This is a genomic window from Paraburkholderia sp. NMBU_R16, assembly GCF_013282575.1.
Classification (GTDB): domain Bacteria; phylum Pseudomonadota; class Gammaproteobacteria; order Burkholderiales; family Burkholderiaceae; genus Trinickia.
In genome coordinates this window covers 57,956-78,692 of the sequence record NZ_JAAAYE010000006.1, presented here as the reverse complement: position 1 = coordinate 78,692, position 20,737 = coordinate 57,956, and the positions used below count along the sequence as shown (strand labels likewise).

The following is a 20,737-nucleotide window of genomic DNA, read 5'->3' as shown; positions in this document are numbered from 1 at the left end:
AAGCGGTTTCGAATCAAGCAGAGTCAACAGAGTCAACAAGGAGTCATTCGATGAGCAACAACAAACGGTGGAGTCGTTCGGTGCAGTGGATCGTCTCGCTCGCGATGTCGGTTCTCGCGCTGGGCGCATGCAGCTCGATCAGGCAAACCGCTGCGCCGGCACTCGGCGTGCAGGATTCGATCGCGGTCGTGCCGATGGTCAACTATACGGAAACGCCGGCGGCGGGCGGCAACGCGGCGGCTATCGCGGCGGGCGTGCTGCGCACGAACGGATGGAGCGATGTGCGTATTGCCCCGGCGGACGAATCGTCGAGCGCGATGTTCGACACCGCACAGCGCGAGAATGGCGATAAGAAGCTGGCCTGGGCGCGTGAGCAGCACGTCAAGTATGTGCTGAGCGGTGCCGTCGAAGAGTGGCGCTACAAGACCGGCGTGGACGGCGAGCCCGTTGCCGGCGTGACGCTCGAGCTCATCGATGCCGCCTCGGGCCGCGTGGTCTGGAGTGCGACGGGTACACGCACGGGATGGAGCCGCTCGAGCCTCTCGGGTGTAGCGTCGACGTTGATCGGCGGCTTGCTCTCTGCGCTGCGTCCGCGTTCGTAAGTCCCCACGGATCAGGAGCCGATCGTGAACACCGTCAGCCCATCGCATGCGGGCAACTCATCGAAGCCGCGTCATTCGAACCCCTTCGGGAATCTCGGGCGTTTCCGCCGCTTCGTCGCACCGGCCGTCGCGCGGCCGCTCGCGATCGTGGAGACGGTCGCGTTCATGCTCGTGGTGCTGGTCCTTGCGCGCGTCATCGCGCCCGAGGACCCGTTGCTTGCCCATACCGGCTTCGGCTGGCTGTGGATCGCGCCGCTCATCGTCGCATTGCGCTATGGCACGCTGCTCGGCCTTCTGGGCGGCGCAATGGTGACCGGGGCCGCGATGTTCGACGCGCATACGTTCGGAGCCGCCTGGCAGACGCCGTTTTTACTGGGCGGTCTCGTCCAAACGATCGTCGCGGGCCACTTCGGCGATACCTGGGGCAATCGCGCCGCGCGCGCCAGTGCGCTCAACGATTACCTGAACGATCGTCTGGTCGCGTTGACGAACAGCCACTACTTGATGCGCCTGTCGCACGAGCGGCTCGAAAAAGATCTGTTGACCAAGCCGACTACACTGCGCGACGCCATCACCGAACTCCGACGCCTGTCGGTCACGCGCAGCGCCGAGGGCGAGATGGCCCGGCCGGCCGCTACGGATGATAAAAACGCGGCGATCGTCGGTGCGCAAGCGCTGCTCGAGTTCGTGGCACAGGCCTGCCAGATCGACGTGGCGGCGCTTTATCCGGTCGAAAAGGGGCATCTGGCCAGTCGGCCGCTTGCGACGATCGGCGATTCGTTCGAGCTCGATGGGCACGATCCGTTGCTCGTGCGCGCGCTCGAGAGCAAGCACATCGCGCATGTGCACGGCAACGAAGACAACGCCGTGACCCGGACCGGGCTCGTCGTGTGCGCGCCGCTCGTAGCGGCCGACGGCAGCATGCCTGCGATGCTCGTGATCAAGCGGATGCCGTTCCTTTCGCTGAACTTCGAAAACCTTCAGTTGCTGCTGGTGATGCTCGGCTACTACGCCGATGGCGTCGAGCATGTGACGCTCGTGGATAGCGTGTTGCGCGACGTGCCGGCGTGCCCGGTCGATTTCGCGCTCGAGCTCGCGCGGCTTTCGCGGCTCGAACGCGAGTGCGGGATTGCATCGTCGCTCGTCGCACTGGTGTTTCCGCGCGACGAAGCCGGCGATTCGCTCTATGAACACGTGCTGCGCCGCCGGCGTTCGCTCGATCTGATCTGGCCGCTCAGAACCCCTAACGAATCCGTCATCGTCAATCTGATGCCGGCGACCGACGGCACGGGTGTCGACGGCTACCTCGCGCGCATCGAGGGCAGCCTCGAGGCCCAGTTCCGCGTCGACTTCGAGGCGGCGCGCATCGGCGTGCATACGCTGCATCTTGCCGACGGCGAACCGGGCCGCGCGCTCGCGCGCTTTTTGAAGCGAAGCGGCATCGATGGCTAAGACCACTTCCCTTTCGCGCACGCTTTGCGCCGTGGCACTGGCGGTGACGGCGGCGCTCGAGTTCTTCCTGGGCTGGCGCGTGATTGCGGACGGCCAGAGCCTGTCCGTGCTGCCCGATCCGTTTCTTACGCTGGTCGCGCTCACGTTCGGATTCGGCATCGTCGAGGCCTGGCTCGTGCGTGCGATCCTGCCGGACGCCTATCGCGAACCGCGCGGTTGGACGCTGTTGTGGCTGTGGCTCGCATGTTCGCTCGTGCCCGTGCTCGGCGGCCTCGTGGTGCTCGTGGGCTGTGTCTGGGCGGCCTGTTTTCCGGCCGAGGACAACTCGCGGCGTTATGGCGAAGTGGCGCGCCCGCAGTTCGTTTCCTATCTGATCTCGCGCGTCTCGCATGGCGGCGGCGCCCGTTTGCAGGCCCGTCTCGTCAATACGCACGTCGCCGCGCAAGACAGGTTGTCGGCACTCGTGGCGATTCAGGGTATGCCGACGCGCACCACCGGGGCGCTGTTGCGCGAGTTGCTCGCCGATCCGATCGAAGACGTTCGCCTCATTGCCTATGGGGCGCTCGATCGTGCGGAGAACGAGATCATGCAGCAGATCTTTCGCACGACGAAGCTGCTCGAGCGGACGCCTGAAGACGCACGGCATGAGCGTCATGTCATGCACCGCCAACTGGCCGAGCTCTACTTCGAACTGATTTATCAGAACCTCGTGCACGGACCGGTTTACCGCCATACGCTGACACAGGCCGATCAACATGCTCAGGCGGCGCTGGCCATAGACGACAGCGACGCCGCGCTCTGGTTGATTCGTGGCCGCGTCGCGCTCGTCAGCAACAATGCGGAAGAAGCGGGGCGCTACATCGACTGGGCACAGACGCGCGGGTTCCCGCGCGAGCGGCTCGTGCCGTGGCTCGCCGAAATCGCCTACCTGCGCGGCGAATATGCGCGCGTCTCCGAGCTGCTGGGTTCGCTCGGCAATACGGCGGCCGTACCGATACTCAAACCCCTCGTGCGCTACTGGTCAACATGAATTCGTCATTGCTTCGTCGTGCGGCCGATGCCGACGTCTGCCTGTTGCTCGAAGGCACGTTTCCCTATGTCCGCGGAGGGGTGTCGAGCTGGGTCGACGGCATGATCCGCGCGTTTCCCGATATTCGCTTTGCGATCGCATTCATCGGCAGCCGCAGGGAGGATTATGGCGATCCCGCATTTGCGTTGCCCGAGAACGTCGTTCACTTCACGGAGCAGTTCCTCTACGAGCAAAAGCCTGCCGATCATGAGACGGCTCATGAAATCGCAGGCGATGCGGACGCTTTCGCGCACTCCGCGCGGTTGCACGCGGCGTGGCGTTCGGCGGACGCGGCGGACGGCACGGCGCTGATGACGGAGGTCGCGAAGCTGATTGGCGACGATGGCCCGCTCAACGAGAAGGCGTTTCTGTCGAGCCGCGCGGCTTGGAACTACATCGTCGATCAATATCGCGAAAACTGCACGGACCCGTCGTTCACGGATTACTTCTGGACGGTGCGGATCATGCACCAGCCGCTGTGGCAGCTCGAGCGAATGACGCGCACGTTGCCGCCGGCACGTATCTACCACACGATATCGACCGGCTATGCCGGTTTTCTCGGTACGTTGCTGCACCATCGGACCGGGCGTCCGCTGATCGTTTCCGAGCACGGCATCTACACGAAAGAGCGCAAGATCGACTTGTTGCAAAGCGATTGGATTAGCGATAACCGCGGCGCGTTCGAAAAGGACGTCTCGAAGATCAGCTATTTCCGCGAGCTGTGGGTGCGCTTTTTCGAAGCGCTCGGACGCTTGTCGTACGATGCGGCCGATGAGATCGTGGCGCTTTACGAAGCCAATCGAAAGCGCCAGATCGCGGACGGTGCCAACGCGGCGATTACGCAAAACATCCCGAATGGCGTCGATGTGAAGTCTCTTTCGACGTTGGTCGAGCGCCGTACGCCGGGTAAGCGGCGTGTCGTCGCGCTCGTCGGGCGCGTCGTGCCGATCAAGGACGTGAAGACGTTCATCCGCGGCATTTTCATTGCATCGCGCACGATGCCCGACATCGTCGCGTGGATCGTCGGCCCGGAAGAAGAGGACCGCGACTATGCCGAGGAGTGCCGCGCGCTCGCGCAAAGCCTCGGGTTGGCGGATCGTATCGAGTTTCATGGGTTCAAGCGCATGGACGAGATGCTGCCGTCGATCGATCTGATCGCGCTCACGTCGATCAGCGAGGCGCTACCGCTCGTCGTGCTCGAAGGGTTCGCCGCGGGCGTGCCGGCCGTGACGACCGACGTCGGCGCATGCCGTCAATTGATCGAGGGCGACGGAGCCGAAGATGCCGCGCTCGGCGCCGCCGGTGCGATCGTGCCGATCGCCAATCCAGCGGCGTTCGCCCAGGCCGTGCTGGATATGCTGGGCAACGAGGCGCAATGGGAGCGTGCGCAGCAGGCGGCCATCGCTCGCGTGCACCGGTTCTATACCAAAGAGAAGATGATCGAGCGATATCGCGCACTATATGAAAAGCTGCGCGCCCTGCCGGAGCGCGAGCGACGGAGGCTGGACAAAGCCAAGGGTTGCCCGATGCATGCGGGCGGCGCGGCTCACGCGCCATCGTCCACTTCGTCGACACCGGGAGCGCGCTGATGGCTGGTATCGGGTTCGAACTGCGCAAGATATTGAAGGGCGATACGCTCGCCGGTGCGGCGCGGGCATATGCCTACGCGGGTCTGATCAGCTCGGGTCCGCTCATTCTGTCGATTCTGGGCATTCTGATCATTGGCCTGATGAGCGTCGGCTACACGATTCCGCGTTACGCGATCGTGCAGTTCCAGGTTTCGGTCACGTATCTGATCGCATGCAGTCTGATCGTCACGGGGCCGTTGCAGCTTTCGTTCACGCGCTTCATCTCCGATCGCTTGTTCGAAAAGCGCGACGATCTCGTGCTATCGACGTATAACGGCGTGGTGCTTCTCTCGAGCGCGGCGTCGGGTCTGGTCGGTCTGCTCGCTGTCGGCCTCGCGTTTCGCGGCGAGCCGCTCGCTTATCGGATGTTGATGGTGGCGGGCGGTGTGGTGATCAGCAATATCTGGGTGGCCGTCATTTTCCTGTCGAGCGTCAAGCAGTACCGGCAGATCTTGTTCGTGTTCGTCCTCGGTTACGCGTGTACCGTCGTATTTTCGTTGCTGCTCAATCGGCAAGGTATCTCGGGGCTGCTGGGCGGCTTCGTGGCGGGGCACGTTGTATTGCTGGCCGGACTGTCCGGCCTCATTTATCGCAACTACCGCAGCCCCCGGTTCATTTCGTTCGAGATGCTGGACCGGCGCTTCGCGTATCCGAGCCTTGCGCTCGTCGGGCTGTGCTTCAACGTCGGCGTCTGGCTCGACAAGTTCATGTTCTGGTATGCGCCGAGTACCGGCGCGCAAGTCATCGGTCCGCTGCATGCGTCGGTGATCTATGACATTCCCGTGTTCATGGCCTATATTTGCGTCATGCCGGGGATGGCGGCGTTTCTCGTGCGCATCGAAGCCGATTTCGTTGAATACTACGATGCGTTTTATGAAGCTGTTCGACGCGGCGCGACGCTGAGGCATATCAACGATATGCGCGACATGATGGTGACGAGCGTGCGAGCGGGCCTGTTCGAAATCGTAAAGATCCAGACGGTCGTGCTGCTCTTCGTTGCGGTGTTCGGGCCGCGTCTGCTTCAGGCGCTGCATATTTCGACGCTTTACATGCCGTTGCTGCTCATCGACGTCATTGCGGCGAGCCTGCAGATTCTTTTGCTGGGCATCCTCAATGTGCTGTTCTATCTCGACGAGCGCCGTGTCGTGCTGCGCATTTGTGTTGCATTCGTGGCGCTCAACGGGACGCTGACGGCGATCACGCTCTGGATGGCGCCCGATTATTACGGCTATGGGTTCGCGTTGACGCTGCTGATTCTGGTTGCCGTGTCCGTGCTCGCGCTCGATCGCATCTTCGGCCGCCTCGAGTACGAGACATACATGTTGCGTAATTGAGGCGAGGGTTCATGCCGGGACGGGTCAATCGAGGGCTGACGCGAGCGTTGGCGGTGCTCGTTTCGTTCATGGCGGCACTCACGCTTGCACCGACGCGTCAGGCACACGCCGAGGATCGCCGTGGCGGCGAGCCGCGCTTCGATTCGGTGGCGTTTTTTTACGGCGATCGTGTGCCGGTCGATCGACTCTCGCATTTCGATGTGGTGGTGGTCGAGCCCGATGCGGCATTCGACCCGCGAGAGCATGCCAGCGCTGGGCCGCAATGGTTCGCGTATGTGAGCGTCGGGGAGGTATTGGCGAATCGCAGTTATTTTTCCGCCATGCCGCGACGTTGGCTGACCGGGCGCAACAAGGACTGGGACTCCGCGATAGTCGATCAGTCGGCGCGCGGGTGGCCTGCATTCTTCGTCAGACACGTCATTACGCCGCTCGCGCAACGCGGGTTTCGAGGCTTTTTTCTCGATACGCTCGACTCGTACCAACTGATTGCCAAGAACGAGCATGACCGCACGCGGCAGCGCGCCGGTCTCGTCGCAGTGATTCGTGCGATCAAGAAGCGCTATCCCGATGCGCATTTGATTTTGAATCGTGGCTTTGAAATATTGCCCGAGGTGCATGATCTCGTTTCGGCGGTGGCATTCGAATCGCTTTACGGCCGCTGGGATCAAGGCAATCGCCAGTATGGCGAGGTGCCCCAGGTGGACCGGGACTGGCTGCTGGGACAGGCGAGGGCGGTTCGCGATCGATACGGATTGCCTGTCGTCTCGATCGATTACTGCCCCCCTGAGGAGCCGGCCCGCTGCCGCGAAATCGCGCGGAAAATCGCGGCCGATGGTTTCGTGCCCTACGTGACCGATGGGGGATTGCAGACGGTCGGTGTGGGGCCGGGTGAGGCTGGGGCGCGGTAGCCCCGGCGCTCAGACCAAGCCTCGCAAAATGTCGAAGGTGCTCGGCGCGCGATCACGGGTGCACGCAGGCGCGATCACGGCAATCCCTCAGGCCAGTCAGCTACGACCCGAACGCCCTGACGATGCAGCACCGCCAGCGCGAGAAAGCCGTCGACGCCAAACTCGATGTCCCCCACATCCAGTTCTTCCAGCCATGTCATGCGGGAGAGCAGGATCGCACTGTCGTCACGAAGCCGGTCGTTGTCTGCCACCTTCAAAGATCTGAGCATCCTGTTCGGTGCGACCATTTGAAGTCCCGAGATATCGAATAGATTCCCGTCGAGCACCAGCGCCTCGATGCTCCGGTTCGCCGCTATCGCGCCGAGTTCGGCATTCCCGACCCGGCAGTTCGTGGCATGAAAAACTTCAGCCGTGTATTTCGCGAGACTTCAAACGCAATTTCGCTCGCCTCTCTGATAGGGTTGCCGCCAAAGGCGAGGGCGATCGCCCGGCTTTCTCTTATCAACGCCGCCGCGGTTTTGGCGCTTAGTTCATTGTCGTAAAACAATATCTCCTCCAATGCGCTCTGCGTAAATGCGACTCCGCCCCGGTCGCCGATGCAGTTCTCGGACAGGTCGGCCGAACGCAGCGTAGCGCTTGGAGACAACCCCTGTGCGCCGCGATCGCCGATGCCGTTCGCGGTCAGGATCACCGATTCGAGCGTCGGGTGCCGCCCTAGAACGATCGCGCCATCGTCGCCGACCCGAGTGCGTGGGTGCGCGGTCAACGATCGAAGTGCGAGCGCTTCGAGGCACGCCAGCGCGGCCGGCGTGACGCCTTGTACGATATCCAGCGTCAAATGACGCACCGATCTCGGGAAAAGCGAAAAATCGCGATCGTCGAACGCGCCTTCGACGATCAGCGTATCGACCGTCTCGGATTGCGGAGAGTCTAGCAACGCACGCAGGTCATTCGGCGACGTGACCGTGTATGTCGTCGATGCTCGTCTCGCCGCCGCGCCGGTGGTCCCAGGGTGCTGCGATTGCGATGGCGATCTGGGCGCCGCGAATACAACTTCCGATGAACGTGGCGGTATTCCGCCTGCGGCGCGTGCATGCTCGGCAAGCTCGCGCAGGCCAGGGGGAATCTCGGCGTGGCCGGACGCCCCAGCGATCGGCGCGGTCTGATTCGACACTGGCCCCTCGTCGCCCGCATTCGGCTGAACTGCGTGACCGGAGCATGGCCTGCGCTCAGGGGAAGGGATGGGCATGGGGCGACGCTCTCCGATGGCATTCACATTGAAAGCGTTTTTTTAGCCGTGATGGCTGTCTTCTCAGTCGCCAGCGCGAAAAATGCACCGGCAGTGCGAAACGCATCGCCGAGCCCCTGCTCGGCAGACGCTCCAAAAACATATAAATGGTATTGCGAGTCATTCTCATTTGCGTTAAGGTTAACGATAAGCGAGCTCGAGCCAGAGCACGTTTCGTCAACGCTCAACAACAACACCGTCGAACAATCATGTCATTTCGGCCTTGCAGTGCTGCCGTTCGGTCTGTTTATCCGATTGCCGCTCCGTCTTCCGTTGCTCTCAAACCTTTATTGATCGCGGTACGCATGGCCTTTGCCGGTTTGTTGGCGACGGGCCTCAGTACCGTCGCCTGCGCCCAGGCATCCGCGGACTCGGCGACGAGCCCGAGCGATTCGCGCAACACGCTCCCTGCGGTCGTGGTCAAGACCGACGCAGTGGTAGACGAACCCGTCAAACCCTACGCGGGCGGGCAGATCGCCCAGGGCGGGCGGCTGGGATTGCTCGGCAACAAAAGCGCAATGGATACGCCGTTCAGTGTGAGCAACTACACGTCGCAGCGCATGGACGATCAACAGGCGCCCACCCTCGGCGATGCGCTGAACAAGGACCCGTCGATTCGTTTCACCGGGCAAACGGGCGGTGTGACCGATTCCTTTTATATCCGCGGCTTTCCAGTCAACGAAGGGAATCTGAGCGATTTCGCATTCGACGGCGTATATGGCGTGGTGCCGAACTATCACGTCTTCACCGAATACGTCGAGCGTGTCGATGTGCTCAAGGGTCCGGGGGCGCTGCTTTACGGCATGTCGCCGAACGGCGGGGTCGGGGGCGTCGTCAACATCGTGCCGAAGCGGCCGCTCGCGAAAGACCTCACGCGCTTCACCGCAGACTACACGTCCGATTCCCAGGTGGGCGGCCATATCGATATGAGCCGGCGGTTCGGTAGCGAACGGCAGTTCGGCATTCGTTTCAACGGGCTGCATCGCCAAGGCAGCACACCGCTCGATAACCAGCGTTCGCGCGCGGACGTCGGCGCCTTGTCGCTCGATTATCAGGGCGAGCGCTTCCGGGCGACGCTCGATGTCATCGAGCAATATCAATGGATCGATGCACCCACACGGCCTTTCCTCGTGACCTCGGGCATCGCGGTGCCGTCTGCCGCTGACGGTCGGCGCAACGTCACGCAATCGTGGAGCTGGTTGAAATCCTACGATCAGTCCACGCTGTTGCACGCCGAATACGACGTGAACAGCAACGTGACGGTGTTTGCCGACGCCGGTGGCGCCAAGACCGACGTTGCACGGCTGTCTGACCAGACGCCGACGATCGTCGATGCCGCGGGCGATACTCGCTCGACGCCGCAGAACTGGAAATTCCAGGTCAACCGCTGGAGCGCCGACACGGGCTTACGCGCCCACTTCGATACGGGTCCGGTCAAGCATGCGCTGACGCTGCAGGCGAGTCTCTATCAGGATCGTCTCGCGCAGACGAGCAATTCCGGCACCGCGATTCTCTCGAATATCTATTCGCCCGTTGCGAGCCCGGCTCAGGCCATCGCTTCGCCGTCGAGTGCGCCGAAGGTCTCGTCGTCGCAACTGACGGGCGTGGCACTCGCGGATACGCTGAGCATCTTGAACGATCGGGTCCAGCTCACGGCGGGCGTGCGCCATCAGCAAGTCGAGTCGGACAACTTCAGCGCAGCCACTGGCGCGAAGACGACGTCCTACGACAAGAGTGCGGTGACGCCATTGGTGGGGATCGTCTTCAAACCCGCGCAGAACGTTTCGCTCTACGCGAACTATATCGAAGGGCTCAGCAAGGGCGACATTGCGCCGGCTGCCGCTTCGAACGCGGGTCAGGTGTTCGCGCCGTACAAGACGAAGCAGCACGAGGTCGGCGTGAAAGTCGACTTCAAGAACGTGATGGCGACGCTCGCGGCATTTCGAATCACGAAGCCCAGCGGTCAATTGTCAGGAACGGTGTTTACCGTCGATAGCGAGCAGCGCAACCAAGGGCTCGAGCTCACCGTAGCAGGCGAGCCGATCAAAGGCGTGCGCGTGCTCGGTGGCGCGACGCTGCTCGACGCGAAGCTGACCAAGACCGCCAGCGCCGCGACGACGGGCAATCGGCCCGTGGGTGTACCGACCTGGATGGCGAATGTCGGCGCCGAATGGGATCTGCCGTGGGTCTCGGGCCTGACGCTCACGGGTGGCGTGAATTTCACTGGGCGCGAGTACGTGAATCAAGCGAACACGCAGTCGGTACCGGGCTGGACGACGGTCGATTTCGGCACGCGATATACGACAGCCATTCACGGTAAAACCACCACCTTTCGCGCCGGCCTGTTGAATGCCTTCAACCGGAAGTATTGGTCCGGCGTCGCCTCTTTCGGCACGATCTCGCTGGGCGCGCCGCGAACGCTGTTCGCCTCCGCCACCGTGGATTTCTGATCACGGCGAAGGGAATAAGGATGCAAACTCATCGCTCGCACCGGCAAGTCGGAACGAAACGCGTTCAGGTGTTCGAACCTGCCACGCTGCGTCCCATTCTGGCGCCGTCGCTCGAACGTCTCGTGCACGGCGCGCCGCAAGCGCTGGTCGATATGACGCGTCAGTACGGCTCGCCGCTCAACGTCGTGGTACCGGACGCGCTCGCGCGCAACGTCGACGCGTTTCGAGCGGTGCTGCACCGGCACGATCTGCGCTTCGAGATTCTTTACGGCGCGAAGGTCAACAAGTCGCGCTCACTCGTGCGTGCGGCGGTCGACGCAGGCATCGGGATGGACGTATCGAGCCTCTACGAAATGCGCGATGCGCTGCGCGCTGGGATCGACCCGGCCCAGTTGTGTGCGACGGGCCCGGCGAAGACACGCGTCTTTCACATGGCACTGGTCGCCAATGCAGCGTTGATATCGGTCGACTCGATCGAGGAGTTGGCGGACCTCGAAACGATCGTCCGCGAGATCGAACCCGACCGGCCCGCGCGCGTACTGCTGCGCTATCGCCCTGAAGAAGCGCCGGCGAGCCGCTTCGGCATGAACGCGGCGGATTTGCTCGCCTGCATGCAGCGGTTGGCTCTACAACGCAATTCATTTTCTTTCGAGGGCTTTCATTTTCATCTCGGTGGATATCGTTACGAGACGCGGGCCAGCGCCATGCGCCAACTCGTTCGTTTCGTCGAGGCGGCTCGCGCGATGGGCCTCGTTCCGAAGATCGTCGATATCGGCGGCGGAATGCCCATCAGATACGTCGATAGTGAGGAATACGAAGCGTTCGTTCGCGCGCAGGACCCGAGTCACTACCGCAACGGCACGATCCCCGCATCGTTTTATCCCTATGGCGGGCCGATCGGTGCCTGCGAGTGGTTGGACCGGCTGCTCGGCTCGCCCTGCATGGATGGTATGTCGATCGCACGGTATCTGAATGCCCAAGGGCTGACGCTGGCGATCGAGCCGGGAAGAAGCCTGGCCGACCAGACGGCCGTATCGATTTTTCGCATTAACCGTGTCAAGGCGCGGGCGGCGGGCGAGGCCGTCGTCTTCGTCGAAGGCAGCAGCTTCAGCGCTTGCGAAACGTGGTTCGGCTCAGAGTTCCTGGTCGATCCGATCGTCGTATCGGTGGACCCCCGCAACGATGAAACGCGGAACGCCGCACCGGTGCGCGCCTGGATCGCCGGACACAGCTGTCTCGATGAAGACGTCTTGACGAATCGCCTCATTCATTTTTCGAGAAGACCCCAAGCCGGGGATCTGCTGGTCTATGCCAACACGGCCGGCTACCAGATGGATCTGCTCGAAAACGAATTTCACCGCCATCCCATGCCGCGCCGGATTGCTGTGGCATTTGACGCCACGGGCGGCATGGACATTTCACCTGACGATCGAATGGAGAATCGGAATGATTTTGAATAAAGTCACCGACCTGATCGGAAACACACCAGTCCTGAGCATTTCTGTTCCAGCCCGGCAGGCAAGGCTGCTGCTCAAGATCGAGAAGAACAACCCCGGCGGCAGCATCAAGGACCGCATGGCGCGCAACATGATCGTCGCCGCGCTCAAATCGGGACGGCTGAGCCCGGGTGGCGTCGTCGTGGAGTCCTCCTCGGGCAATACGGGTATTGGCTTGGCCATCGCCGCCGTCGAGTTCGGTCTGCGCTTCGTCGCCATCGTCGATCATCATGCGGCGCCCGACAAGATTGCCGTCATGCGAGCTTTGGGCGCCGAGATTCGTTATGTCGAAGGCACGTACCGCGAAGACGAAGTCGCGGTGGTCGAGCGCCAGCGTATGGCCGCGGAGGTAGCGAGCCAGATCCCCGGCGCCGTCTTCATGAATCAATCCGATAACGCGGCCAACGCAGGCGGATATTCGGAGTTCGTGAGGGAAGTCGTCGCCGAGGTGGGCGGCGTGGATGCCTATGTGGGTTGTGTCGGGACGGGTGGTTCGATGACCGGCATCGCGCGCGGGCTCAAAGTCCACAACCCGCGTACGACGACCATCGCCGTCGAGCCTGAGGGATCGATCGTCTTCGGCCAGCCGGGGCACCCGTACTATCAATCGGGCACCGGCACACCGGCCGGCGATACGGTCGGACTCGTACTCGATTACAGCTGCATCGACATGGGCGTGCAAGTGGGCGATGCGCAAGCCTTCGAGACCGCCCGCTATATGGCGCGACGCACGGGGCTGCTGGTCGGCGGCTCGACGGGCGGTGTGATCTACAAAGCGCTCGAACTGATCCATAGCGGAACGATCGGCGGCAACGTTCTGGCCGCGGTGGCTGACGGCGGCGAGAAATACTTGAACACGGTCTTCAACGAGACGTGGCTCAGGGAGCGCAATCTGCTCGACGCCGCTGTCTGGGATCAGCTCGATGGCTGGCTTGGACAGGAACATCCAGCCGAGCTGCCGCGCGACATTCCGCGTTTGCACGCGGTGCAGGCCGCATGACGGCGAGCGAGGCGAATCCCGTGTCGACTCTGAACGTGGTGGTCTGTGGCGGCGGCCGAACCGGGCATCTCGCGGCGGTGCTGTTCAAGCAGATCCCCGGTGTGCGCGTGGCGCTGTTGACGAACAACGAGCATGCGATCGCGCGCGCTCGCGAGCGCGAGAACGGCATCGTCGCAGTGCTGCCGGATGGCACCCGATGCTGCGCTCGCCTGGATGCCGTCGCGCGCGACCCCGCCACGGTGCTCCCGGGCGCCGACATCGTCATCGTGACGGTACCGGCGCATGTGCGGCCGGCACTCGTGCGGGCGATCGCGCCGCATCTGCCAACGGACAAGCCCGTATATGTCGGCGCGATCCCCGGCTTTTGCGGCTTCGATTGGCTCGCCGAGCGCGCCTTCGGCGAGCGCCCCAACGTCGTCATTTGGGGAATGAAGGATGTCGCGCATATCGCGTCCGATCTGCAGCCCGGCGAGTCCGTCCGCATGGGGGGCGCGAAAAGCGCGCTCTACGTCGCGACGCACGCACGCGAGAGCGATGCGTCGCGACGTGCCTTGCTGGCGCACTTGCGGCGCCTCTATGCGGCGCCTGTCGAATTGCTCGACGATTATCTCGAGATCACGCTGACGCCGGGTAATCCGATCATGCACAGCTCCGTGATCTATGGGCTGATCGGCCCATACGGGCAGTGGCATGGCAAGACGTTTGCCGCCCCGATCTGCTGGTGGACCGATTGCCCAGAACTCGGAGCCTATTTCCTGGAGCGCAGCGACGAAGAGAGTCAGTTGCTGTGCAAGACCGTCGAACGCCGCCTGGGCGTGGACCTTTCTTCCGTCAAACCCTTGAAGCAGGAGATCGTCGAGGCCTACGAACAGCAGATTCGCGATCGCGACACGATGCTGTCGGTGCTGCGCACGAATCGGGCATACGACGGCATCCAGGCTCCGCTGATCCGTGCGTCCGATCGACCGGGGTACGTCATCGACAGGACGCATCGCGCCTTTCACGAAGACGTGGCCTATGGGCTTGCGCTGCTGGTGGAGATGGGCCGCCGCCTGGACGTTCGCCTGCCTCATATCGAAGAGGTCTTTCGCTGGAGCGTGTCCTACATGGGTGGACTACGCGGCTCCGCGCTCGACTACTTTCCCGAAACCTGGCCCGCCTGACGCAGGACACTTCATGAACAACACGCTTTCGCCATTGCAATCCGACGATGTCCGTTATGCCGGGCGTCGTGGCACGGCGCTGAATCTGGCGCGCCGCAATGCGCTGCGGCGCGTAGTGCGCTGCCTTTTTGCCGAGAAAATTCTCGCCAAGGACAAACTCGTGTTCGCGCCAGTTGGCCGCAGTGCATGGCTGCCGCTCTGGGATACACGCGCGCTGCTGTTCTTCAGCAATCTCGAATCCGCATTGGCCGATACGTTCATCAATTACGGCACAGTGACGTTGATCGGTGCCGACGGCACGCGCGAGGAGATTGACAGCGCGGCACGGTTGATCGACCTGCTACTGCCGTACTTCGACTTCGCGCCGAGCGAGGAAGGGGTGCCCGGGCTCGCGCGCGACATCGCCAACAGCATCGAGAACGACGCACTCGCGCGTATTCACCGGGACAGTTGGAATGCCGATCTGCGCGCCGACATCGATGCGAGCGCAGCCGCGGGCTTTACCGACTATCTTCGCAAGCAGCTCAGCGTGCGCGATGCCGCGATATTGCTTGACCAATGGGGTGCGCTCGAAGGCCACCCGTTCTATCCCACGTGGAAGAGCAAACCGGATCTCGATGCGCGGCAGGTCGCGGCGCTTTCGCCCGAGTTCAATGCCACCGTTGCAGTGCGCATCGCCGCCCTGCGCGGCGACATGGCTTATATCGAGCGGATGCCGCATGTCGAGAGCTATCACGATTGGTTCGGCGAGAACTTCCCCGAGGTCTGGGCGCGCTGGAAGGACGGCTTGAACGAGAAGGGGCTCGACGAGCGTGCGTGGCTGCCGCTGCCGATTCACGCGTGGCATCTCGAACATTTCGTGCACGAGGAATACGCGGCCGAGATCGAGGAGGGCATATTGATGCTCGACGGCCCCGATATCGAGACGTGGCCGACGATGTCGTTTCGCACCATGATGCCGCGGTTGCCGGGTGCCGTGCCGTTCATCAAGCTGCCTGTCGCACTTTGGCTGACGAGCGAGCAACGCAGCCTGCAAGCGAAATCGATCCATATGGGGCCGCGCATCAGCACGCTGATCCAGCGCATCCTGGCCGACGAACGGGGCTTCGACCAAACGCTCGAAATCTTTCCCGAAGAAGTCGCGTTTCACTATAAGCATGCGGTGCGGCAGGAGGACCGGCCCGGACGGCATCTGTCGGTCGCGTTCCGCGCGAGCAAGGAGGCGTTCCAGCGATCGGACGGACTGCTGCCGGTCACGGTGGCGTCCTTGCTGACGGCGTCGCCGATCGATGGTCGGCCGCTCGCCGCCGAATTGATCGAAACGCGCGACGCCCGACCCGCCACGGCGGAAACGGTCGAAGCGTGGTTCAGGCAGTACGCGCATGTCGTCACGCATCCGGTGATCGGCATCTATCTGCTGTACGGTATCGCGCTCGAAGCGCATCAGCAGAACACGTCGGTGCTGTTCGAGGCTGACGGCACCCCGAAGCGCCTGCTGATTCGCGATTTCGGCGACGGACGCACCTACGCGCCGCTATTGGCCGCCCGCGGGCACACGCTCGAGCCCTATGTGCATCCCGGCATCCTGCCCACGGTTTTCGAGGGCGATATCGAACCCGTGCGTGCGTTCGTGCTCGATGCGTGCTTCGTCTGTCATCTGCACGAAATGGCGCTGTTGCTCACGCGCGAGTATGGGCTGGCTCCCACGCGCTTGTGGGAGGTCCTCCGTGAGGAAACGGTTCGCTCGTTCGACGCCTTCGCCTCGCGAGTCGATGCGACGCTGTGGGAGACAGAGCGCACCGCGTTTCTCGATGATCCATGGCCGACGCGCTCCGTCTTGCGCATGCATCTGCTGAAATACGCGGACTATCGGCTTCAGCATCATCTGCCCAATCCATTGCGACATGCGATGACGGCGCTTCGCGGGACCGAGCGATGACACACGCCAGCGCCTCGCTTGCACCGCCGCGTGCCACGCGGCTGATTCATGTGCTGTTCGCGATCCAGCTCATCTCCATGGGTGCGATGGAAATGAGCGGCCCATTCTGGCCGCTTCGTCTCAGGGCACTCAGTACATCGAATCTCGAGTTCGCCTTTGCGGGCGTTGCCGTCTATGTCGGGCCGATGCTCGGCATCATGCTGACCAGTGCGTTGTGGGGCCGCATCGGCGATCGCACCGGGCACAAACTCATGATGATCCGGGCGTTGCTGGGCCTCGCATTGACGCAGCTCGCGCTGGCATGGGCAAGCGATGTCTGGGCGATCCTCGCGCTGCGCTTCGTGCAAGGCGCGTGCGCCGGCTATATTGCGCCGGCCCAGACCTATGGGGTGGGTATCGTTTCGCCGTCGCGGCGCGCGCGGCTCTTCGCGTACCTGCAGGTGTCGACGAACCTCGGCTCGCTGACGGGGGCTGTCGTCGGCGGGCTGATCCTCGATAACGCGACGTTCTTCTGGATCAATTTCGTCGCCGGTCTGCTTTGCTTGTGTTGTGCCGTCGCCGTCGCGATCGTCCTGCCGGACCTGCGCGCACAGCAGCCCGCGCGGACAGATTCTCCCGTACCGGCGCAGGCGGGCGGTGCGGGGGCGAACGCGGCATTTCTTTGGCGCGCCTCTCCGATTCCGGGCCTGCTCGGTATCGTGGGCATTCTGCTCGTGAGCCGGACGATCACGCAGACACCGTTCTCGCTTTATGTGAGTGCGACATTCGACGCGGACAACTGGGTCGTCGGCCTGTGCTACGGCATGCTGTCGTTCGGATTCGTCGTTTCCGCCGCGCTGTGGGCCCGCTACTTCGAGAATCGGATGCGCAGCGAGGCGCTGCGGGCCATGACGTTCGTCGCCATCGCATGCATGGCCCTCACGCTGAGCGCAGCGCTCACGCGACACATCGCCGTTTTTGTGGCGATCCATTTCGCATGGGGGGTGCTGCTCGGCGCAACGACGCCCGTGCTGATGTCGTTGATCTCGCGCGCCGCCGGAACGGTTCATCAAGGGTATGTGCTCGGCATCGCGCAGAGCGCGACTCAGTTCGCGTCGATCGCGGGCATTGCACTGGGTGGCTGGTTGAGCGACGGCCCGGGCTTGCGATACACCTATTTTTTCGTGGCTGCGGCCTACGCATTCGCCGTGGCTGTCATCCTCGTGCTCTCGCGCGATCGGCATCCTGTCGCAGGTGCGCGGGTTTCGGTCCGACAGTAACGGGTTCATGTTTATTCATCGCTATTTCTCGCAATGACAGAAAAACGCCAACGGCGCGGTACCTCGATAGCCGCGGTCGCAATTGCCGCGCTCTGCGTCGTGCTCTCGGTATGGTGGTTAGCGAAGCCGGCTGCGCAGCCCTCGGAGGCCTCGGCTGTAGCGGCCTCCGGCACGCCCGCGCTGATGACAGTCACCGATTTGCTCGGCCGCCAGGTGCAGGTTCATGTGCCGGTGCGCCGGGTGATCCTGGGTGAGGGGCGTCAGCTCTATCTCGCCGCCGCACTCGATACCGACGATCCGATCAAACGAATCGTCGGCTGGCGCAAGGACTTGATCCAATCGGATCCGGATACCTGGTCCGCCTACCGAAGCAAATTCCCGAAGATCGCAGACATTCCGACGTTCGGCGGATTCGAGGACGGCACCTTCGACATCGAGCAAGCCATTTCGCTCAAGCCCGATGTGATTCTGATGAACATCGAGGCGAAGCGCGCGACCGACGATGCGCGATACACGGAGAAATTGAGCGCGCTCGGCATCCCCGTGGTGTATGTCGATTTTCGCCACCATCCGATCGAAAACACCGAGCCGACGATGCGCCTCATCGGCAAGCTTTTCGGCAAGGAGGCGCGCGCGGAGGCATTCATCGCCTTTCGCAACGAACAGATCCGGCGTGTGACGGACGTCATCGCCGCCCGCCAACCGGCCAGACCGAACGTCTTCATCGAACGCATCGGCGGCTATACGGAGGACTGTTGCCTCACTTTCGGGAACGAGAACTTCGGCAAGTTCGTCGAGATGGCAGGCGGACATAACGTCGCCGACGGCATCGTGCGCACGACGTTCGGTCAGTTGAACCCCGAGCAGATCGTCGCCGCGAACCCGGACCAGGTGGTCGTGACGACGGCGAATTGGGAGGCCTTCGTGCCGCGTGGACACTGGATCGGTCTGGGCCCGGGCGCGGACATGACCGAAGCCGCGCGCAAGCTCGAGTATTTCACGGCGCGACCGGCTTATGCGGGCATCGGCGCCAACCGAAATCGTGCGTTTCATGCGATCTGGCATCAGTTCTACAACAGCCCATACGATTTCGTGGCGATTCAGCAACTGGCGAAATGGTTTCATCCCGCGCTTTTTGCCGACCTCGATCCCGATGCCACGTTCCGCGAATTGCATAAGCGTTTTTTACCGGTCGATTACAAACCCGGTTATTTCGTCAGCCTGCCCGCGAAGGAGCTTCATCAATGAGTTCGGTGTCCCTGCCCACTACGGTCGAACGTAGCGCCTATCGCGGGCTCGTGCGCCGCAAGCGGCTGCTGCTCGGCATCGTCGCGATCGCGCTGATCGCCAGCGTGCTCTGCGATCTCGCGCTCGGACCGGCAAGCTATCGCCCCGCCGACGTGTTGCGCGCCGTGCTGAGTCCCGCCTCGGTACCGGATCAACTGCGCGTCGTGCTGTGGGAGATTCGCATGCCGGTGGCCTTGATGGCGGTGGCCGTCGGCGCTGCCTTGTCGCTGGCCGGTGCGCAGATGCAGACCATTCTCAACAACCCGCTTGCCAGTCCATTCACGTTGGGCATCTCCGCGGCAGCCAGTTTCGGTGCCGCTCTGGGGCTGGCGTTCGGCATCAAGCTGCTGCCCGTGGCTGTCGACTACATCGTGCCGCTCAATGCGTTCGCCATGGCACTCGTTTCAGCGATGCTGATTCATTTACTCAGCACGCGGCGCGGCGTCACGGCCGAAACGATCGTGCTGCTCGGTATTGCACTCGTGTTCACCTTCAATGCTCTGCTTGCGCTCGTTCAGTATCTGGCGACCGAGCAGGCCGTGGCCGCCGTCGTGTTCTGGACGATGGGCAGCCTCACCAAGGCTACGTGGGCGAAACTCGGCATCGTCAGCGCGGCGATCCTCGTCATGTTGCCGATCTTCGCACGACGCGTATGGCAATTGACGGCGCTGCGGCTCGGCGACGACAAGGCGGCAAGCTTCGGTATCGATGTCCCGCGGTTGCGCTTGCAGACGCTGATCATGGTCAGCGTGCTGGCGGCGTTTCCGGTCGCGTTCGTCGGCGTCATCGGTTTTGTCGGCCTCGTCGGGCCGCATATCGCCCGCATGCTGGTCGGCGAGGATCAACGCTTTTTCCTGCCGGCCTCGGTGCTGACAGGTGCGTTGATGCTCTCGGCAAGCTCGGTGGTCAGCAAAACCATCGTGCCGGGCGCGATCTTTCCGATCGGGGTGGTCACGTCCCTCGTCGGCGTGCCGTTCTTTATTTCGCTGATCCTGAGCCGCAAGAGGAACACATGGTGAAGCTATCGCTCGAGGGTGTCGGCGCCGCGTACGGCGCCCGCCGGATTCTTTCCAATGTCAGCACGCCCGTGTTCAAGGGCGCCGAAGTGATCGCCGTCGTGGGGCCGAATGCGGCGGGTAAATCGACGCTGTTCAAACGCATCGCGGGGCTCGTCGATGGGCCCGGCGAGGTGCGGATAGAAGGGTCGCGTCGCGGCATGGATGGCATCTGCTACATGCCGCAGGACTCGGTTGCCACCGCTCGGCTGACTGTCTACGAATCCGTGCTGCTGGCGCGCAAACAACGCCAGCCGACATGGACCGTGCATGAAGGCGATCTCGAGCTGATCGACACCGTCATGGCGTCGATCGGCATCGGCGAGCTTGCGTTTCGCCATCTGGACGAGTTGAGCGGCGGACAGCGTCAGCTCGTCTCGATTGCCCAGACGCTTGCGCGCGAGCCCGAAATCATGCTGATGGACGAACCGACGAGTGCGCTCGATATGCGCCGGCAGTTTCAGGTGCTCGGCTTCATCCGGAACATTGCGAAGGCGCGGAGCATGATCGTATTGATCGCTCTGCACGATTTGAATCAGGCATTGCGCTTCGCCGATCAAGTGCTTGTGATCGCTGACGGCACTGCGCGCGCCAGCGGCCCCTGCGAAGACGTCATTACAGGCCAGATGCTGCGTGACGTGTATCGGATCGAGGCGCGCGTCGAGCGCTGCTCGATGGGGGCGCGACACGTCATCGTCGATGGCGCCATGCACGATCTGGCAGTGTCGTGATGCGTCGAACAGACACGGATTGCGCGGTCGCGGCTTGCGTTCGCACAGGCGGCGATTCGGCGGTCCGGCGGTCCGG

General features: G+C 62.8%; 18 protein-coding genes. 16 read left to right on the top strand and 2 right to left on the bottom strand.

What is annotated here, in order from left to right; all coding sequences use genetic code 11:
• Nucleotides 1-50 precede the first annotated feature (50 nt).
• Genes GWC77_RS04575 through GWC77_RS04550 form a run of 6 tightly spaced genes read left to right on the top strand, consistent with a single transcriptional unit; the run spans nucleotide 51 to nucleotide 6,993 of the window.
• Nucleotides 51-602 carry a penicillin-binding protein activator LpoB gene (locus GWC77_RS04575; RefSeq protein ID WP_173255669.1) on the top strand — a complete coding sequence of 184 codons (552 nt, stop codon included), beginning with the start codon at nucleotides 51-53 and terminating at the stop codon, nucleotides 600-602.
• Between the two features lie 24 nt (nucleotides 603-626).
• On the top strand, nucleotides 627-2,054 hold the full coding sequence (locus GWC77_RS04570) for a PelD GGDEF domain-containing protein (protein ID WP_173255668.1): 1,428 nt from the start codon (nucleotides 627-629) through the stop codon (nucleotides 2,052-2,054).
• Nucleotides 2,047-3,084: a lipopolysaccharide assembly protein LapB gene (locus GWC77_RS04565; RefSeq protein WP_173255667.1), complete on the top strand. Its 1,038-nt coding sequence runs from the start codon at nucleotides 2,047-2,049 to the stop codon at nucleotides 3,082-3,084. The genes GWC77_RS04570 and GWC77_RS04565 overlap by 8 nt, the downstream gene beginning before the upstream one ends.
• Complete coding sequence (gene pelF / locus GWC77_RS04560) at nucleotides 3,081-4,712, top strand: GT4 family glycosyltransferase PelF (protein ID WP_173255666.1); 1,632 nt, start codon at nucleotides 3,081-3,083, stop codon at nucleotides 4,710-4,712. The genes GWC77_RS04565 and pelF overlap by 4 nt, the downstream gene beginning before the upstream one ends.
• Nucleotides 4,712-6,085: an exopolysaccharide Pel transporter PelG gene (gene pelG, locus GWC77_RS04555; RefSeq protein WP_173255665.1), complete on the top strand. Its 1,374-nt coding sequence runs from the start codon at nucleotides 4,712-4,714 to the stop codon at nucleotides 6,083-6,085. Before pelF ends, pelG begins: the two co-directional genes overlap by 1 nt.
• An 11-nt stretch (nucleotides 6,086-6,096) precedes the next feature.
• Nucleotides 6,097-6,993: an endo alpha-1,4 polygalactosaminidase gene (locus GWC77_RS04550; RefSeq protein ID WP_173255664.1), complete on the top strand. Its 897-nt coding sequence runs from the start codon at nucleotides 6,097-6,099 to the stop codon at nucleotides 6,991-6,993.
• Nucleotides 6,994-7,067: 74 nt separating this feature from the next.
• Here the strand turns inward: GWC77_RS04550 and GWC77_RS04545 are convergent, their stop codons facing one another.
• On the bottom strand, nucleotides 7,068-7,319 hold the full coding sequence (locus GWC77_RS04545; RefSeq protein WP_173255663.1) for a hypothetical protein: 252 nt from the start codon (nucleotides 7,317-7,319) through the stop codon (nucleotides 7,068-7,070).
• Between the two features lie 26 nt (nucleotides 7,320-7,345).
• Complete coding sequence (locus tag GWC77_RS04540) at nucleotides 7,346-7,930, bottom strand: hypothetical protein (RefSeq protein ID WP_254366805.1); 585 nt, start codon at nucleotides 7,928-7,930, stop codon at nucleotides 7,346-7,348.
• Between the two features lie 156 nt (nucleotides 7,931-8,086).
• Between GWC77_RS04540 and GWC77_RS04535 the strand changes: the two genes are divergently transcribed.
• From GWC77_RS04535 to GWC77_RS04490, 10 genes are read left to right on the top strand one after another with little or no spacing between them, the layout of a single operon-like run.
• Nucleotides 8,087-8,575: a hypothetical protein gene (locus GWC77_RS04535; protein ID WP_173255613.1), complete on the top strand. Its 489-nt coding sequence runs from the start codon at nucleotides 8,087-8,089 to the stop codon at nucleotides 8,573-8,575.
• Nucleotides 8,576-8,586: 11 nt separating this feature from the next.
• Complete coding sequence (locus GWC77_RS04530) at nucleotides 8,587-10,731, top strand: TonB-dependent siderophore receptor (protein WP_254366804.1); 2,145 nt, start codon at nucleotides 8,587-8,589, stop codon at nucleotides 10,729-10,731.
• 20 nt (nucleotides 10,732-10,751) lie between these two features.
• Entirely contained in the window at nucleotides 10,752-12,191 is a 1,440-nt protein-coding gene (locus GWC77_RS04525) for a Y4yA family PLP-dependent enzyme (protein WP_173255660.1), read from the top strand.
• Nucleotides 12,178-13,227, top strand: coding sequence for a PLP-dependent cysteine synthase family protein (locus GWC77_RS04520; RefSeq protein ID WP_173255659.1), 1,050 nt, complete (start codon nucleotides 12,178-12,180; stop codon nucleotides 13,225-13,227). The genes GWC77_RS04525 and GWC77_RS04520 overlap by 14 nt, the downstream gene beginning before the upstream one ends.
• A gap of 20 nt (nucleotides 13,228-13,247) precedes the next feature.
• Nucleotides 13,248-14,390, top strand: a complete 1,143-nt coding sequence (locus GWC77_RS04515) for an NAD/NADP octopine/nopaline dehydrogenase family protein (RefSeq protein ID WP_367948995.1) — start codon at nucleotides 13,248-13,250, stop codon at nucleotides 14,388-14,390.
• 13 nt (nucleotides 14,391-14,403) lie between these two features.
• Nucleotides 14,404-16,329 carry an IucA/IucC family siderophore biosynthesis protein gene (locus GWC77_RS04510; protein WP_173255657.1) on the top strand — a complete coding sequence of 642 codons (1,926 nt, stop codon included), beginning with the start codon at nucleotides 14,404-14,406 and terminating at the stop codon, nucleotides 16,327-16,329.
• A complete protein-coding gene (locus tag GWC77_RS04505; protein ID WP_173255656.1) occupies nucleotides 16,326-17,588 on the top strand; it encodes an MFS transporter in 1,263 nt (420 codons plus the stop codon). The genes GWC77_RS04510 and GWC77_RS04505 overlap by 4 nt, the downstream gene beginning before the upstream one ends.
• Before the next feature lie 33 nt (nucleotides 17,589-17,621).
• Entirely contained in the window at nucleotides 17,622-18,836 is a 1,215-nt protein-coding gene (locus GWC77_RS04500; protein ID WP_173255655.1) for an ABC transporter substrate-binding protein, read from the top strand.
• Complete coding sequence (locus tag GWC77_RS04495) at nucleotides 18,833-19,894, top strand: iron ABC transporter permease (RefSeq protein WP_173255654.1); 1,062 nt, start codon at nucleotides 18,833-18,835, stop codon at nucleotides 19,892-19,894. Before GWC77_RS04500 ends, GWC77_RS04495 begins: the two co-directional genes overlap by 4 nt.
• A complete protein-coding gene (locus GWC77_RS04490; protein WP_173255653.1) occupies nucleotides 19,888-20,661 on the top strand; it encodes an ABC transporter ATP-binding protein in 774 nt (257 codons plus the stop codon). The genes GWC77_RS04495 and GWC77_RS04490 overlap by 7 nt, the downstream gene beginning before the upstream one ends.
• Nucleotides 20,662-20,737 lie beyond the last annotated feature (76 nt).